Origin of the sequence: Alteromonas hispanica, from assembly GCF_010500915.1 — a bacterium.
In the GTDB taxonomy this organism is placed as follows: Bacteria; Pseudomonadota; Gammaproteobacteria; order Enterobacterales; family Alteromonadaceae; genus Alteromonas; species Alteromonas hispanica.
On sequence record NZ_JAAAWP010000002.1, the window covers coordinates 373,468 to 390,383 of the forward strand.

The following is a 16,916-nucleotide window of genomic DNA, read 5'->3' on the forward strand; positions in this document are numbered from 1 at the left end:
TTTTAACCCACGTTTTTAAACAGGGACTCATCGATGATTGTTTGGTCAATTATTTGCTGAGCCATACCAATACATTTGCCACATTGAGAGCCCAGTTCTAAGTGCTCACGCAACTCACGCATATTTCCAACACCGTTCGTTTCAACAGCGGCGCGAATACTTTTGTCGGTTACTCCGTAGCACATACATACAAACATTATTGGGCACTCCAAATGAATCTGTAAATGATAATAATTGTTATTCATGAGTTTGGCAAGTCGTGATGAGAATTATTTTCATTAAAAATTACCCAACTTGTTCAGTGGTCAAAAAAGGCTTATGTTTAGCGTCTATAGACGCTAAATTTTAAATTTCGGAGGGGCGAGTGTTGATCAACACTCCCTTTCAAGGGGCCAGCCACCAAGGGCTTTATAGCGGTTTACCATGTAGCAGAATAGCTCTGTGGTTTTTTGTGCATCATACAGTGCACTGTGGGCTTCGTTTTGGTCAAACTCAATACCTGCAGCGCGGCAGGCCTTAACCAATACCGTTTGACCAAGTGCTAAACCAGCTAGGCTGGTAGTATCAAAAGACACAAAAGGGTGGAATGGGGTGCGTTTAATATTGCAGCGTTGAATAGCAGCATTGACAAAACCCTGATCGAAGGCGGCATTATGAGCTACGATCACGGAACGTTGGCAGTCTGCATTTTTTTGTGCCTTGCGCACGCCTTTACACAACTCCTTCATGGCTTCACTTTCTTCTATTGCGCCTCTTAGAGCGCAATGAGGATCAATACCGTTAAACTCTAATGCGGCAGGCTCAAGATTTGCGCCTTCAAAGGGTTCAATATGATAGTGAAAAGTTTGGTCTGGGTGTAGCAGACCATTTTCGTCCATTTTCACCGTCACGGCAGCAAGTTCTAATAGTGCATCGGTGCCTGCAATAAATCCCGCTGTTTCAACATCTATAACAACAGGAAAGTACCCTCTAAATCGTTCAGATAAGGTAGGTATTGCAGTTGAAGACTTGGCTGTAGAAGACTTAGCAGATGAAGACATAGACTCTCTTATAAGAACGGGTGAATTTGGATGTGACCGGCGTAGCTATAGGGCACATATTGTTTCTGCAAAGATTATCGCAAGTATGTAAGGCAAGTGCTAGCATGAATTGTATAGAAGCTGTTTTAGGCCTTTCTTAATAAAGCTCTTTTACGCTGTGATTTTGTTCGAGCGGGGAAGGCAATCGCAAGGGCAAACATAGAACGTAAAAGTAGAACGCAAAAATAGAACGTTAAAATAGAAGAGGCCACCAGGGAAGTAAGCCAAGGACATTTGGCAATCAAGACTAAACTTTTCTACAATTCAGGCGATAATAACACTAAGCGCGACTCTACTACACACATTCGAATAATCTGGGAACAGGGTTTTTTATAACCTACTCTGTGCCTAAATGAAGAGTAAGTGTGGGCGTATAAGTTAAAAATTTTCATTTTCTGGGCGTCAGTATGTCTTTTACATGTAAAATCGGGTGGAAAATAAAACCTGCTATTTTATTTGCAATGCTCGTTGGTATGGCAGCGTCTGCAACGGTGTCTCATGCTGCAATGCGTCAGTATTCCGCTACCGTTGAGACTTCAAATTGGCAAGTTGAGAAGGATTCTAGGTTACAGTGCAGGCTAAACCATGATCTTCCCGGATATGGTGATGCCATGTTTACTAGCGTGGCCTCGAAGCAACTCAATATGGAGTTCGAACTTGATATGCACCTGCTGCCTAATCGATTTGACGTTGCAGCGGTATACTCAGTACCACCTAAATGGATGCCCGGTGTAGCGCCCAAGCCAATAGCTGATATGACGATACGCAAGCAGTACAATGGTGACCTCCCACAAGACGCGGCCTGGACAATGCTGTCAGAGTTAGAGAAAGGATTCTGGCCCACTATCTACTATCAAGATTGGTACAACAAATACGATAAAGTGAGCGTTGCGTTAAACGCTAGCAACTTTATCAGCGTTTACAGAGAATTTGTAAATTGTGTTGATAACTTACTGCCTTACACTTTCGACGATATTGCTTATACCGTGCTGTCATACAAAAATAACAGTACAGAACTCACAAAGTATTCGCAGAAACGATTAACAATGATAGGTGAATACCTCAAAGAAGATGCTGAGCTTGAGCTTGTGTTGTTAGACGGTTACACCGATAGCTATGGAGGGCGCTGGACCAACGAGCAGCTCTCTATTCAAAGAGCGAACGAAGTTAAAGACTATTTGACGACATTGGGTGTCCCTAACGATCGTATTCAACTAACAGGACATGGAGAAAAGCGTCATATTGCTCCGAATGACACTCGCGAGTCTAGGGCGCAGAACAGGCGAGTTGTGGTGCGTTTATCTAAGTCATAACCGCGCGGAATGCAAAGTGTTCGAATTGAGATAATCAGCGCGCCACTTTGCAACAGGTGGAATATGGTCGGTAAATATTCCATCTGCCTTTACTTGCGTTTTTAAGGCATTTAGTAGCTGTTCGCCAGATAGGCCTAGCGGAAGTGCATCTTGGCGGTAGGTGTAGGGGTGTATCGTTAACCCGTGTTTATGCGCCTCTGAAATCCACCCTGCAGCTTTTATTGTACTCTGAGTTTTTTGCGAAGACTGCTTATCTAAAGGTTTGTCATCATAAGTTTGTGCGTCGAAAAGTTGATTGAGCCAAGGACCTATACCATCAGCATACTCAGCTACCTTGGCCATACCCTCTGCGCTGCGGATCCAGTTGTAGTCTGTCTTACTCTCGCGCCAACTGTTCTCTCCAATTAGCATAACAACCTTGCCTTTGTAGCCTAACTCGTTGCGTATGCGCTTGATTTCATTAAAGTCGAAACACTGCAAATAGCTATTATTGCTAGCGCCATCGAGTTTGTACGTTTGAAGCGCTTCTATAACAATCTTACTGGCATCTACTCCTTCGGCTAAGTGAAATGAGGGAGACTTCACTTCTGGGTAAACGCCTACAGATTTACCGAACTGCCGATTGAGCTCGCCTATTAACGCTAAGTGTTCATATAAAGTGGCAATAGAAAAGTGTGGTGCAGATGCGGAAAAGCGCTTTGCAAAAACGGGGTTTTGCTTTTTATCCTCACGCTCGTGAATTCTAAGTGTGCGTAGCTCTGCAAGTGTAAAGTCACGGGCGTAATACCTTCCATCTTTCCGAGCTCTATCAGCGAATACTTCCTCCACATTGGTCACAGTTTCTAAGTGAATATCATGAAGTACAACGGGAATATCATCTTTAGTGATAACTACGTCTTGCTCTATAAAGTCAGCGTTCAATGAAAATGCAAGAGTGGCTGCCTCAAGTGTATGCTCAGGTAAGTAGCCTGACGCACCCCGATGAGCAATAATGGCAAAAGGCTTACCAGCCATACTGGAAGAGGAAGCCTCAGAATCTTCGTGGGAAGTCGCTATTGCAAAGGAGGGCAGGTACGCCGTAAGGAGGCATGCTGTAACAAGGGTTGCAATAAAACGCGGCGCGGTAAAAAGGTATCTGGTGGCAACGCTAACTTTCATATTTAAATTCCAAATGAGTCGGCTCTGAACACATCATAAAGGCGCTTTGTTACGATATTGCTATCTAAGCGCTTTTATCCAAACTTATGTTATGCCTGTGTGGAGGTGTTTAAGGTTGCTCGGACACGGTGGATGATTCGGTTAAACACGCCTGTGATATCAAGCTATCGGCCTTCAATGAGTTCAATGGCATAGCCATCAGGGTCGCGTACGAAAGCAATGACGGTGCTACCGCCTTTTACAGGCCCCGGCTGACGATATACTTCAGCACCGTGAGCTTCAAGATTTTTACAAAAACCATAGATATCTTCCACGCCAATAGCAATATGGCCATAGGCATTACCTTTATCATAGGTATTGTCTCCCCAGTTATAAGTCAGCTCTAGCACAGTAGAATTTTCTTCATCGCCGTAACCAACAAAAGCCAGTGTGTATTCATACTTTTTGTTTTCAGACTTGCGCAATAAGCGCATGCCCATGAGCTCAGTGTAAAAGTGTAACGATGCATCGAGGTTTTCCACGCGCAGCATTGTATGCAGCATTCTCATAGTGATTCTCTCATAATAGTTTGTGTGCACTAGATGTTCGCTATCTATAAATTTAAGCAACTCAGATAAACAAAATAAGTGCAATGGGACCAAGCGTAATTAGTGTAATTAAACGCATGACGGTAAAGAATAACTCTTAAAGATATGTTTGAGAATTGCAGCGGGTTACGCTGTTCTTAAATTACCGTGAGTAACTGTTAAGCAATACTGAGTTGGTATGTTTGGTGAGGAACGCCCTTATTTCTCTAAAAGGAAGCGACGCGAAGCAGCAAAATAAAAATATCCAATAAAGTGATAGTAAACATGAGGTTAAGGAAGAGTTATCATTGTTTAAGTAATATATATACGAAATAATGGGGAAAAGGTTAGACATACTCTGCCATAGCATGTATCTTACGCGGGCTTTAGATATGTTTTACGCTTTACCTAATACTGCGCTGTACCACTCTTTTATTCCTTCAATTGAAGTTTTATATAGATATACATCTGCTTTACTAGCTCGTTTATGTCTATCGCTTATCGGTGATTTCACCACACAAACATCAATTTTTAAAAGGTATATATTATGTCTAATTCAGTAAATGGCACAGTAAAATGGTTTAACGAAGAAAAAGGTTTTGGTTTCCTAACTCAAGACGGCGGCGGTAAAGATGTATTCGTACACTTCCGTTCAATCGCTTCTGACGGTTTCAAAACTCTTTCTGAAGGCCAAGCGGTAAGCTTCGAAGTAGAACAAGGTCAAAAAGGCCCACAAGCAGCTAACGTTGTTGTTCGATAAGCTTAGCTCTAGTTAAGTTTACGAAGCAATTAGGCTCTCTTTTGAGAGCCTAATTAATAAGTTTTTTGAATTTCTATTTCTTACTATAAATTGCTGACTACAAGAGGAATACTAAAAACAAAATATAATAATGATAAAAGAAGTAAATAATTTGCAAGCACAAACATTTAAAAACTCTCCTATACAAACTCCCATTTCAAATATATCAGTACACAAAAACAGCATTGCTTACACAGAAGTGAATGGCAAACGTCATGTTGAGTTTACCTCGAAAAAAGAAACCAGAGCTTATCTTGAATGGCTTTTAAACTTCTCTTAAGTTTAATTTAGCCAAAACCTCTTCAATATTTGATTTTCAAACCAAACTTTTTACCATCAAGCAGCTGATACCAATCCGCATAGATTATTGCCAGACTTTCCCGAAGGGCGAGTTTAAAAATGTCCGTACTCTTTGTTGTGTCACTTTGATGTAGAACCACTATACCTGCGGTAACACGCCGCGATTACGAACATTTTAAGTCTCGCTGAATGGGTAAGTATCTATGCGGACTTGTATAACATCCTTGTTCACTGGTATTTGTGTTATTTCGTGCTCTTCAAATCAATCTCTGTGTCGGCAAGTAAATATATACTGGCCGCATAAGCTGCGATATTTTGCGCAAGTTCATCAGGATTTATCTTATCCAGAGTATCATCGGGAGTGTGATGTAAATCGAAGTAATCTCGACCATTTTGATTAAGCCTAATAGTAGGGACGCCCTTTGCTGCAAGCGGAATAATATCTGGTCCGCCGCCAACAACATCTGCTGCACCTCTAATGATGCCAAGTGGTGACAGTATTTTAGCAATCTCATCGACTAATATTGTAGCCTCTGGGTTGACGTTTGAGACGAGCTGCCAAATAGTTTGTGCGCCAAAATCGGATTCAGTGGCTAGAACATGATTAGCTAAGTTAGCTTCATGCTGTTTCGCATAGGCAAACGCACCTAGTAAACCAACTTCTTCGGCTCCGAACATAACAACGCGAATAGTGCGTTTTGGCCTAGTTGGAAGTTTAGCGATAAGTGCCGCAGCTGCTGTGGTAATAGCAATACCAGCACCATCATCTACCGCACCAGTTCCCAGATCCCAGCTATCTAAGTGGCCGCCAATTAGCACAATTTCTTCTGGTTTTTCACTACCCACGATATCCATTACAACATTGCCGCTGTTTACTTCACCCTTCCATTTCGACTCACTGTGAAGTGAGAGTGCAAGAGGCTTATCTGCGCGATACAAACGACGTAAATGGTCTGCATCGGGGTTAGAAATAGCTATTACCGGTATTTCTGCCCATTTATCATCGTTCTTACTCATCATACCTGTATGAGGAAAACGATGGGAGTCAGAGCCTACTGAGCGCACTACAAGGGCGCTAGCACCTCCACGCTGAGCGTGCTGCCAACCAATGCGGCGGCGTTGATTAGCCTGTCCGTAGCCTGCTCCCGTTTGGCTTTTGACCATAGCATCTCCGTCTACAAAGGCAATTTTACCCTGCAGTTCGCCGTCTTTTACTTCCGTTAACGCATGAATATCACGAAAGTAAACCACATCTGCGTTTACTTCGCTTTTACTTGGCGCAGCGCCGCCCAGCGCAGTTCCGTATAGTTCTTGCTGATAAGGAGAAGTTAATGCAATGTGTAGATGCCCTCTGTCCCAAAAAGGCATGCTAAATTCTTCTATCGTAACCTTGTCGAACCCCAACTCTTTGCCTAAGTCTGCGCCCCAGTCTCGAGCGCGCTTTTCGGCTTCAGAGCCTCCTAACCGCGGGCCAACTTCTGTGGTTAAAGAGGTAACAATATCGTAGCCTAATTTGCTATTTAACGCGGTTTCAATTAATTGTTCAGCAGTGTCTTTCTGCGTATCTGTAATAGGGGAGGGGGCGGCTGATAATGAAGCGCTTAACACGCCCATTAATACACCGAATGTGGCGGCTTTTAGTTGTAGCATGACATCTCCAAATTCTTATAAAGTGCTTATTAAGATTTTATGTAGTTATTTTATACTTTTTGTTATTTATGCGGACCTATGGTTTTATCCAATCATAGCTGTTGAAACTAGAATGTCGATACGGTGTGCTGTCAGTGTAGTATTTAAGGAGATAGATTGAATATTTAGGCGTAAGCTTTGGCAACTCTGAAGAAAGGGCTATGCCAAAGATAGAGCAACGCTACAGAAAGAGCAACGCTATAGTAACAGCAAGACAGTGGCTAGAGTCTATTTCTAAACTAACCTTTCCGTTTTGACGTTAGCGCAAGCTTTTTGTCTTTTTTTTCTTTTTCTTTCAATACTTCGTTAATAAAGCTCTTTCGCCCAAACTCTCTCGTAATAACACATCTATCGAGTGAAAAACCTCGTGCAGGGCAATATTCGCGACCATAAAATATAATCTGCAGGTGAAGGTCGTTCCACTTTTCTCTGGGGAATAAGCGTTTCGCATCTCTCTCGGTTTGCTCGACGCTTTTACCATTAGACAGACCCCATCGATACATCAAACGATGAATGTGGGTATCTACGGGAAATGCGGGTACACCAAACGCTTGAGACATTACTACTGAGGCGGTTTTGTGGCCTACTGCTGGCATGGCTTCAAGCGCGGCAAAGTCTTTAGGTACCTCACCGTTATGCTGCTTTATAATCATATCTGACAGATGCCAGATACCTTTTGATTTCATTGGTGAGAGACCACATGGCCTTATGATATTTTGAATTTCCTCAATACTCATTGAAACCATATCGTAGGGATTATCGGCTATGGCAAAGAGTTTAGGTGTTATCTGGTTAACGCGCTCGTCGGTACATTGTGCTGAAAGTAAAACAGCCACTAAGAGGGTGTAAGGATCTTTGTGATCTAGAGGCACTGGAACTTCTGGGTAAAGTTCATCGAGAATATCCATAATAGCCTGAACTTTCTCTTTTTTTGTTAACGTTTTCACTGCACCACCCATGTAATGTATACCTTTTTTGTTCTTATTTATTTTGGTTTAAGCAATGAGAGTTAAGCATACATAAACTACTTTTTACGTTTCTGCCGTTACTCTAGCCCTTTCTGCTTTCTCTTTTGGTGCAGTTTCTCTTGCTGCCAGCTTCGCATCTATCATATTTTTTAACGCTATTAGCAAGCCCATTGCGAGAAAAGCGCCAGGAGGAAGAATAGCGAGTAAAAACGGGCTATCGGTCTCAAATAGAACCACTGTCCAATTTTTAGCAGCATCGCCAAAGAGTCTATCGGCTCCAGCGAGTAGAGTGCCTGCACCTAACACCTCTCTCAAACCGCCGAGAATAACTAGAACAGCTGTAAAACCAAGCCCCATCATGGCACCGTCATACGCTGACGCCAGCGGCTTATTTTTCGAGGCAAAAGCCTCCGCTCGGCCAATGATGGCGCAGTTAGTCACAATTAAAGGAATAAAAATCCCCAGTGCTAAATATAGCTCGTAGGTGTAGGCGTTCATAAGAAGCTGCACAATAGTCACAAACGAGGCAATGATCAAAACGAACACAGGTATACGGATTTCATTGCGCACAATGTTACGCACTAAAGATACGGTTACATTACTGCCAATGAGCACAAGCATTGTGGCGAGGCCAAGGCCTAAGCCATTAATGAAGGTTGAGGTTACCGCTAGCAGCGGACAGAGTCCGAGAAGCTGCACTAGAGCAGGGTTGTTCTTCCATAGCCCTTGAAGCGATAGGTCGCGAAAATCGGTCATTATATTTGCTCCTCAGATGTTTGGTGATCAGCAGCTTGACTTTTCACTGCCTGAACATCTGCCGTGTCGCAGGCATTTGCCGCATCAAATAATGCCTGCTGATTGGTTTCAACGTACAAAAGAGCGTTTTTCACTGCACTCACTACTGCTCTAGGGGTAATTGTTGCGCCAGTAAACTGGTCAAATTCACCACCGTCTTTCTTAACTTGCCATGGCGCCAGGTTATCACTTGAGAAATCTTTGCCAGCAAAGGAAGTTATCCAATCACTTATCGCAAGCTCTACTTTATCACCAAGTCCTGGTGTCTCTTTATGCTCCACTACGCGAACGCCTAGCACCTCTAATTGGGTGTTAACGCCAATCACCATATCAATGTTGCCGCTATATCCATCGGGCGCTGTTGCCTGAACGACTAGCGCACTTGGTGAATTATCTAAACGCGCTCTATAAATCGCATGCTGACCAGGGCCTAATGATTTTGAATCAGTGACAGTACAGTCAGCATACAGCGCATTGGTGTGTAGGTTGTTAGGAACCACTTCATTTAGAACACTGAGTAACTTGCGCTTCTTTTGTTCTTCGATGGTGTCCTTGGTACCAAAAAAAGTAACGGCAATAAGGGCTGTGGTAACAATGGCAAATGCACCTAGCATAGCGCCATTTTTAACTAAGCTATCTTTCAACATTACTTTGCACCTCGTTTACTGGTCACATTCTTGCCATAGACTCGGGGGCGAGTGTAATAGTCGATTAAGGGTACCGCCATATTCATGATAATCACGGCAAAGGCAACCGCGTCTGGGTATCCACCAAAGACACGAATAATTACAATCCAAAACCCAATTGCGGCACCAAAGATAATGCGGCCTCTAGGTGTAGTTGAGGCTGATACTGGATCTGTTGCGATAAAGAAAGCGCCAACGATAACAGCGCCATTTAATAAGTGAAAGAGTGGTGACGCGTAAACATCGCCATTAGCTAAATGCAAAACGGCTGCGCAGATAAATACACTCACAATCATGCTGCCGGGAATATGCCAACTAATGACACGAGTTTTTACAAGTGCAAGACCGCCAAGTAAGTAGGCTAGGCTAACCCATCCCCATCCTGCGCCGGCAGCATCAAAGAAGCTTCCGTTAAATGTCGCCTTTGATAATGATTCTGAGTAGGTTAGCCCTTGAGTCAGATCGGTTTTTAACGTATCCAACGGCGTTGCCATTGTCACGCCGTCGGCGATAGTTCTCAACTGAGTAACGTCGTAGCCGCTGGTGGTGAAACCGGTAAAAATAAGTGATACAGAGTCTAAAAAGCTGGGTGTAATCCCCGCTTGCGTTGTAGCAGGAAGCCAGAGGCTCATCGCGGCTGGAAACGAAATAAGTAAAACCACGTAGGCAATCATAGCAGGGTTGAAAATATTGAAACCTAGACCGCCGTAAACTTGTTTTGCTACCCCAATGGCAAAAAACACGCCAATAACCGTCATCCACCAAGGTAGAGTGGGGGGGATACTTATAGCGATTAAAAGCCCGGTGAGTGCTGCACTATAATCGGTAAGTGTTCTTTCTATAGGTCGCTTTCTTAGATATAAGATAACACCTTCAAAAAGAACAGCGCTAAACACCGCAATTACCGCTTGAATTAGCATTCCCCAGCCAAAGAAGAATGTCTGAGCCAGCATGCCAGGAATCATTGCATAAATAACAATACGCATGACTTGCCCAGTGTCACGTCTGACTCTTTGATGTGGTGAGCTTGATAAACTTAGTTTCATTTCGACTCTTTCTCTTTATCAGCCGCCGCTTTTTTAGCCTTCGCTTTTGCCACTGCCGCCGCTATACGCGCCTTTTTGTCATCTGGCGTTATGTTACCGGTAGATACAGAAGTATCATTACTTGTATCGCTAGTCATCGCATCGTCTGTGTGAGCATCGCTGGTGGCAGAATTGCTATTTGATGCATTGATATTCGCGGCATTGCTGGCCGACGTACTGCCTTGAGCACTCGCTTTTTTGGCTTTAGCCTTTGCTACTGCCGCTGCAATACGCGCTTTTTTTGCTTCAGCTGCTGAAGTTGCTCCACCGCTGGCTTCGGAAGCGTTAGGCTCCTTGGGAGTTACTCCGCTCTCATTTCTGCTCTCATTTCCGCTTTCCTTTGCACTGTCCTTTGCGTTGTCTGAGGTAGATTGAGTGCTTTCAACGTGCTGCGGCTCGTTTGACGGGGCGTGTGACGGGGCATTATCTTTTGTTTCTTGCGCCGCTTTTTTTGCCTTCGCACGAGCTATAGCCGCAGCTACTTTAGCCTTTTTAGCATCGGCCGATGTGGAATCAGCGTTGTGCGTTTCAGCGAGTGGTGCATCTGGTTTTTTCGCTAAGCTAGCTTGAGCTTCTTTTTTCGCTTTTGCTCTCGCTATTGCTGCCGCGACTTGCGCCTTTTTGTCGTTGGCTGCAGTTTGAGTTTTATTATCTTCGTCAGCGGCTTGCGAGTTCGACTCGGAAATTGGTTTAGAGGAAACGTCCCCTGTTGATGAGTTTGCTTGAAGAGCGGCTTTTTTAGCCTTGGCCCTAGCAAGTGCTGCGGCAACTTTATCTTTTGTTTCGTTTACCGGTGAAGCAGCTTCTTCTGCGCCAGAAGGCTTGGCTTTGCTTGCTGCGAGTCTTGCTTCTTTCGCTTTGCGATGCTTTTCCTCTCTTTCACGCTTCTCTCGCTCAAGCCTTTCGTTTCGTGCTTCAAAGCGCTGCTTGGCTTTTTCTGCCTTGTTTCTTTCGTCTCGCTGCAGTCGGATATCTGCTTTTGCCTGCCGGTAGTAATGAACCAAGGGGATCTCACTTGGACATACGTATGCACATGCGCCGCACTCTATACAGTCAAATAAGTCGTAGTCTTCTGCTTTGTCATATTCTTTCGCTTTAGCATGCCAAAACATTTGCTGAGGCAGCAGCGAGGCAGGGCAAGCATCTGCGCAAGCACTACAGCGAATGCAGGGGCGCTCAGCCCCTTCGTCTACCAATTCTTTTTTGCTGGGAACTAGTAGGCAGTTTGTGGTTTTAACAATAGGAATTGTTGCGTCTGATAGGGTGAAGCCCATCATCGGGCCGCCCATCACTACCTTAGGTACTTTTTGCTTTTTAGGGTTGTATTCAGCCTGTTCAAGAAGATGCGCGACAGGAGTACCAATGAGCGCTCTGAAATTCCCCGGCTTCTGAACGGCTTCTCCTGTTACGGTAACAATGCGCTCTATCAAAGGTTTGCCTTGCAAAATCGCATCGGCTACGGCGTAGCACGTGCCCACATTGAACATTACAATGCCAATATCTATGGGTAAGCCATCGCGAGGAACTTCTCTGCCGGTTAATACCTGTATAAGTTGTTTTTCGCCGCCTGCCGGGTACTTAGTTTCTACACTCACTACGCGGTAAGATTCTTTATCTTGGCAAGCAATGTTCAGAGCTTGGAGAGCCTCAGGCTTATTATCTTCAATGGCAATAATTATCGCCTGAGGGTTAATAAGGTGAGCCAAAATATCTAAGCCCTGTCTAATTTGCCACGCATGCTCTCGCATCAGTCTGTCGTCTGACGTGATGTATGGTTCGCATTCAATGCCATTAAGTACTAAGAATTCGATTGGCTTCGACGTGGAAGTCTTAATATGGGTAGGGAAGCCAGCGCCCCCCATTCCCGAGATACCCGCTTGACATATATGCTTAATGATCTCGTTTTTATTCTCGTCAAGATAATTGGGTAGGGGCTCCAAGTCGCACCACGTATCATTACCATCAGGCTTAAGCGTAATACACATTTCGGTTAAGCCGCTTGGGTGAGCAACTACATGCGGCGCAATTGCGATAATTTCGCCAGAGGTTGGAGCGTGAACTGGCACGGCGAAGGGCGTGGCGCTCTGCGACAATATTTGGCCTTTGTAAACCCTGTCACCTACCTCTACGCAGCACGCACCATCTGATCCAATATGTTGACGCATAGGAATAATGAGGTGTTCGGGAAGTGACGGGGTTTGTATCGACGTGTTATTAGACAGAGATTTTCTATCGTCAGGATGCACGCCACCTGGGAACGAGTAGAGCTTACCGTCGTTAAGGTTTTCTATAATGGAATCGAAGCTAGGAGACAACACAATTAAGACACCATTTTTATAGGAATGTCACCTTTCGGTGAGGCAGAAAAGTCCCAGTTCCACGTGGATGTGGTTTGCACCAGTGGAACCATGTCGATGCAGTCTACAGGGCAGGGGTCAACACAAAGATCGCAACCAGTACACTCATCAGTAATAACCGTATGCATGTGCTTTGCCGCACCTAAAATTGCGTCCACCGGACATGCTTGAATACACTTTGTGCATCCAATGCATTCGTCCTCGCGAATAAACGCGACTTTTTTTGAGTCTTCTTCACCGTGTGCAGCATCAAGGGGTTTTGCTTCTACCCCCATCAGGTCGGCTAACTTTTTAATCGTGGATTCACCGCCAGGAGGACACTTGTTAATATCATCCCCATTAGCAATAGCCTCTGCATAAGGCTTACAACCCGGATAACCACACTGACCGCACTGTGTTTGCGGCAAAATTTCATCAATTTGATCAACAAGAGGGTCGCCTTCTACGTGGAAGCGAATACTCGCGTAGCCTAAAATCAAACCAAAAATAACGGCTAATACGCCAATTGTGATAACTGCGAAAGAAATAGACATTATACTTTCACCAACCCGCTGAAACCCATAAATGCCAGCGACATTAACCCAGCTGTTATCATTGCGATTGAGGCCCCTTTAAACGCAACCGGAACATCCGCTGCGGCGAGTCGCTCACGCATAGCTGCAAACAATATAAGTACTAATGAGAAGCCGAGCGCAGCGCCGAAACCATATATAAGGCTCTGCATAAAGTTGTGTTGCTCGGTTAAATTTAACAAGGCAACACCAAGCACGGCGCAGTTTGTTGTAATAAGAGGAAGAAAGATCCCCAGAAGCCTGTAGAGTGTAGGACTGGTTTTATGGACAACCATTTCAGTAAACTGCACTACCACTGCAATAACTAGAATAAAGGCTAGAGTTCTTAGATAACTCAACCCGAGAGGGGCAAGAAGATAAGTTTCCACGAGATAACTCGATGCCGATGCTAGCGTGAGTACAAAGGTAGTGGCCATAGACATACCCATCGCAGTTTCAAGCTTGCTCGAAACTCCCATAAATGGACATAGCCCTAAAAACTTCACCAAAACGAAGTTGTTTACCAATACTGTGCCAATCAAAAGCAGTAGAAATTCAGTCATGAAAAAACCAACATGGGAAAACAATTCCTTCAACAATTGCTAGGGTCATTGCCCACAAATAAAAAAGAAAGCGATATAGCGCTATTATCCCTTTTTAAGGCAGGTTTAACAACTTGATTGAATTAGGGTAATTTAATGTATTGTTGTTTCTAAGATGGTAAATAAAAACGGAATTTTAGAATGGTAACTTAAGCTAGTGAAGCTTTGGCCAATTAAGTGGCTCCCCCTCCCCGACTCGAACGGGGGACCTGCGGATTAACAGTCCGTCGCTCTAACCAACTGAGCTAAGGGGGAATTGACACTTAATTTGTTGTTGAAAGCTTGGCTCCCCCTCCCCGACTCGAACGGGGGACCTGCGGATTAACAGTCCGTCGCTCTAACCAACTGAGCTAAGGGGGACCTGTGCTTCAACGGAGGCGAATATTAAAGAGGTACATTGTTGCTGTCAACAATATATCTAAAATATTTGTTCTGACTGCACAAAAAATAGCTTTTCTTGCCTTTTGTGCTTAATTTGTCGTCAGTACGGTAAAATTTATGATTAATTACTGAGCATAGGGCCGTATCCTGCCGATTAAATATTATTTTCCTAGTGCTGGAAGAGACTGTGGAATGTCTAAATTCGCATATCGGTTATTGCGCGAATGCTATAACAAAAAAGAATAAAAAAAAGCTTTCATACTGGTATTATGTACAGGCGTTCATAAATCTGTAACCTGAACCTAAGGATTAAAAGGTTAGTCATTACTTACCTTTTATGAGACTTTTTGTTCAACAAATCCCGCCAACTATGGCCTGCCGTTAGTTATCCACTAATTCTGTGGATAACTATGTTGATAGGTTGATTTTATGCTTATTTACAGAACGATCATAATGCTTTTGATCAGTATGTGCCGAGTGGGTTATTTTTTGTTTTTTGATAAAAATCAATTAATTATAGCCACTTTGCAGATCTATTAAGCAGATCGACCTTGATCCCGTGGATAAATTTTAGCTTGTGTGTTAATTCAACGAATGTCTAAAAGCCAAACAGCTAAATTTATGTTTTTTCAATAATTGTTACATGTTTATAACATCATTCACGCTTTGCTAATGGGAGCTGATTTTCTAAATTTGCCGCTTATACCGCGCTTCAATAGGCGAATCGAGTAAGTAGTAACGGGATTGAAAGTTGGAAAGCAACTTTATTTCTCTATCTTCTGATAACAAACATTAAACTACCAAGGCAAATTCTTATTTCAACCTATTCGCATTAAAAGACGCTCTAAAGAATATTTTCATCAAAAACAAAATCAGGTTTAAAGGCGCACTAAATATCTATTTCATCGCTTAGCCGTGGCATAACAACTAGCACTCTTTTACACTAACGCCGTTGGGCTGCACAGTGGAGGGGAATAGGTGCACGGGAATAAGTGTGCAGCGCAATAGACGCGCGGCAAAAAGCTTTTTGCTATCAATCTTTTTTATAAATAGTAAGTAAACGTGTTTTGTTTTTAAATCGAGGTTTTGTTTTTAAATCGCAATAATAGCGCTGTTAGTATCGCACTTATTTTACATATAGGCGTATAGATATCTACATACGTTGTCTGACGCCAAGACAAGAAATAAAAAAACGCACAGGAGAGTAAGTGGTTAAAGACCAGCGAGATCGTAAAGTGTCCAACTTATTGGAAGGCGACATAGGCTCAACATTAAAGCGTATGACTATTCCGATGATTTTGGGCATGGTCATGATGATGAGCTTCGGCTTAATTGATACTTTTTTTGTAAGCCTTCTTGGCACCGATCCCTTAGCAGCAATTAGTTTTACTTTTCCTGTGACATTTACCGTTATTAGCTTAACCATAGGTCTTGGAATTGGCACATCAGCAACGATTGGACGCTTACAGGGAAGTAAAGAGCTAGAGAAATCTAAGCTTTATGCCACTGGTTCATTGACTCTATCTGCAATGCTAGTAGGCGTGTTGGCCACTATAGGTTTCTTCTCAATAACCCCCGTTTTTTCCATGCTCAATGCCTCTGAACGTCTAATGCCTTATATCTCTGACTATATGGGCTTGTGGTATATATCGAGTGTTTTTCTCGCTCTCCCTATGGTAGGCAACAGTGTATTAAGAGCATGTGGCGATACGAAAACTCCCAGTATCGTTATGGCGTCTGTCGGCGGTTTAAATGCGTTGCTTGACCCGTTATTCATTTTTGGTTTTGGGCCTATCCCTGCAATGGGAATTAAAGGCGCCGCACTTGCCACCTTTATTGCTTGGGTAGTAGGCGCCGGTTGGATTATTTACATCTTGGCCGTACGTCGTAAGTTGATGCTTCCAAGGTTGCTCTCATTTGCTGAATTGCGCACCAGTAGCAGAGATATTCTAAAAATAGGATTGCCCGCCGCGGGGGCGAACATGCTTACACCGATTGCCGGGGGAGTGATGACCGCCATAGTTGCCGCCTACGGAGCTGAGGCTGTAGCTGCCTGGGGGGTAGGGAATCGAATGGAATCAATTGCTAATATAGTGGTGTTAGCACTATCAATGACTCTCCCTCCATTTATAAGTCAAAACTTTGGTGCATCACAAATAGAACGTGTTAAGCATGCTTATTCGCTCGCGCTTAAATTTGTTTTAGTATGGCAATTCATAGTGTTTCTCGCCATGTGGGGGCTGTCTGATTGGATTGCACAGGCATTTGCAAATGAAGCTAAAGTGAGTGCATTAATTCAACTGTTCCTTATGATAGTGCCACTAGGCTATGGCATGCAGGGGATCATAGTGTTAACGAATTCATCATTGAACGCCATGCATCGGCCGATGACTGCGTTAATTCTTAGTATCATCCGCTTATTCGTTTTCTTCGTACCCATTAGTATTGCGGGCAGTTACTTATACGGCCTGCAAGGACTATTTATTGGTAACGTTATTGCAAACGTGGCCATGGCGGGTGTTTCTCTTGTCGTGTTTAAAAAAGCAATAGCGCAGTGCGACCACAGCTCTGTTAGCTCAAAATAAAG

General features: G+C 43.7%; 16 protein-coding genes and 2 tRNA genes. 4 read left to right on the forward strand and 14 right to left on the reverse strand.

Translation table 11 applies throughout. The features are described from left to right. Positions 1 to 2 precede the first annotated feature (2 nt). Together GTW09_RS04570 and rnt are read right to left on the reverse strand one after the other, a co-directional pair. On the reverse strand, positions 3 to 197 hold the full coding sequence (locus tag GTW09_RS04570; protein ID WP_032094496.1) for a bacterioferritin-associated ferredoxin: 195 nt from the start codon (positions 195 to 197) through the stop codon (positions 3 to 5). A 174-nt stretch (positions 198 to 371) separates the two neighbouring features. Beyond that, positions 372 to 1,040, reverse strand: coding sequence for a ribonuclease T (gene rnt, locus GTW09_RS04575; RefSeq protein WP_163110439.1), 669 nt, complete (start codon positions 1,038 to 1,040; stop codon positions 372 to 374). Positions 1,041 to 1,486: 446 nt separating this feature from the next. On the opposite strand from rnt, the gene GTW09_RS04580 reads away from it, so the two are divergent. Beyond that, on the forward strand, positions 1,487 to 2,392 hold the full coding sequence (locus GTW09_RS04580; RefSeq protein WP_239059270.1) for a flagellar protein MotY: 906 nt from the start codon (positions 1,487 to 1,489) through the stop codon (positions 2,390 to 2,392). Here GTW09_RS04580 and glpQ read toward each other — a convergent pair. Then, positions 2,387 to 3,550 (reverse strand): glycerophosphodiester phosphodiesterase, encoded by a 1,164-nt coding sequence (gene glpQ / locus GTW09_RS04585; protein WP_163110441.1) that lies wholly within the window; start codon positions 3,548 to 3,550, stop codon positions 2,387 to 2,389. The genes GTW09_RS04580 and glpQ overlap by 6 nt on opposite strands. 164 nt (positions 3,551 to 3,714) lie before the next feature. Then, the gene (gloA, locus tag GTW09_RS04590; protein ID WP_071979551.1) at positions 3,715 to 4,098 is read right to left on the reverse strand and encodes a lactoylglutathione lyase; all 384 of its coding nucleotides are present in this window, start codon (positions 4,096 to 4,098) and stop codon (positions 3,715 to 3,717) included. 565 nt (positions 4,099 to 4,663) lie between these two features. Between gloA and cspE the strand changes: the two genes are divergently transcribed. Both cspE and GTW09_RS04600 read left to right on the forward strand, forming a co-directional pair. Further along, entirely contained in the window at positions 4,664 to 4,876 is a 213-nt protein-coding gene (gene cspE, locus GTW09_RS04595; protein WP_032094499.1) for a transcription antiterminator/RNA stability regulator CspE, read from the forward strand. Between the two features lie 130 nt (positions 4,877 to 5,006). Beyond that, on the forward strand, positions 5,007 to 5,195 hold the full coding sequence (locus tag GTW09_RS04600; protein ID WP_071979550.1) for a hypothetical protein: 189 nt from the start codon (positions 5,007 to 5,009) through the stop codon (positions 5,193 to 5,195). A 263-nt stretch (positions 5,196 to 5,458) separates the two neighbouring features. Here GTW09_RS04600 and GTW09_RS04605 read toward each other — a convergent pair whose 3' ends face one another. The 10 genes from GTW09_RS04605 to GTW09_RS04650 form a co-directional block, all read right to left on the reverse strand. Further along, the gene (locus GTW09_RS04605; protein WP_338024927.1) at positions 5,459 to 6,829 is read right to left on the reverse strand and encodes a M20/M25/M40 family metallo-hydrolase; all 1,371 of its coding nucleotides are present in this window, start codon (positions 6,827 to 6,829) and stop codon (positions 5,459 to 5,461) included. 314 nt (positions 6,830 to 7,143) lie between these two features. Continuing rightward, positions 7,144 to 7,851, reverse strand: coding sequence for an endonuclease III (gene nth, locus GTW09_RS04610; protein WP_420809536.1), 708 nt, complete (start codon positions 7,849 to 7,851; stop codon positions 7,144 to 7,146). Between the two features lie 84 nt (positions 7,852 to 7,935). Beyond that, entirely contained in the window at positions 7,936 to 8,628 is a 693-nt protein-coding gene (locus tag GTW09_RS04615) for an electron transport complex subunit E (protein ID WP_163110447.1), read from the reverse strand. Continuing rightward, positions 8,628 to 9,314: an electron transport complex subunit RsxG gene (gene rsxG, locus GTW09_RS04620; protein ID WP_203565621.1), complete on the reverse strand. Its 687-nt coding sequence runs from the start codon at positions 9,312 to 9,314 to the stop codon at positions 8,628 to 8,630. The genes GTW09_RS04615 and rsxG overlap by 1 nt, the downstream gene beginning before the upstream one ends. Next, a complete protein-coding gene (gene rsxD / locus GTW09_RS04625) occupies positions 9,314 to 10,399 on the reverse strand; it encodes an electron transport complex subunit RsxD (protein ID WP_163110449.1) in 1,086 nt (361 codons plus the stop codon). Before rsxD ends, rsxG begins: the two co-directional genes overlap by 1 nt. Beyond that, a complete protein-coding gene (rsxC, locus tag GTW09_RS04630) occupies positions 10,396 to 12,753 on the reverse strand; it encodes an electron transport complex subunit RsxC (protein WP_163110708.1) in 2,358 nt (785 codons plus the stop codon). The genes rsxD and rsxC overlap by 4 nt, the downstream gene beginning before the upstream one ends. 5 nt (positions 12,754 to 12,758) lie before the next feature. Next, a complete protein-coding gene (rsxB, locus tag GTW09_RS04635) occupies positions 12,759 to 13,328 on the reverse strand; it encodes an electron transport complex subunit RsxB (protein ID WP_163110452.1) in 570 nt (189 codons plus the stop codon). Further along, positions 13,328 to 13,909, reverse strand: a complete 582-nt coding sequence (gene rsxA / locus GTW09_RS04640) for an electron transport complex subunit RsxA (protein ID WP_071979542.1) — start codon at positions 13,907 to 13,909, stop codon at positions 13,328 to 13,330. Before rsxA ends, rsxB begins: the two co-directional genes overlap by 1 nt. Positions 13,910 to 14,126: 217 nt before the next feature. Beyond that, a tRNA-Asn gene (locus tag GTW09_RS04645) sits at positions 14,127 to 14,203 on the reverse strand. Between the two features lie 28 nt (positions 14,204 to 14,231). Beyond that, positions 14,232 to 14,308, reverse strand: a tRNA-Asn gene (locus tag GTW09_RS04650). Positions 14,309 to 15,609: 1,301 nt separating this feature from the next. Between GTW09_RS04650 and GTW09_RS04655 the strand changes: the two genes are divergently transcribed. Further along, on the forward strand, positions 15,610 to 16,914 hold the full coding sequence (locus GTW09_RS04655) for an MATE family efflux transporter (protein WP_163110710.1): 1,305 nt from the start codon (positions 15,610 to 15,612) through the stop codon (positions 16,912 to 16,914). The last annotated feature ends 2 nt before the right edge of the window (positions 16,915 to 16,916 follow it).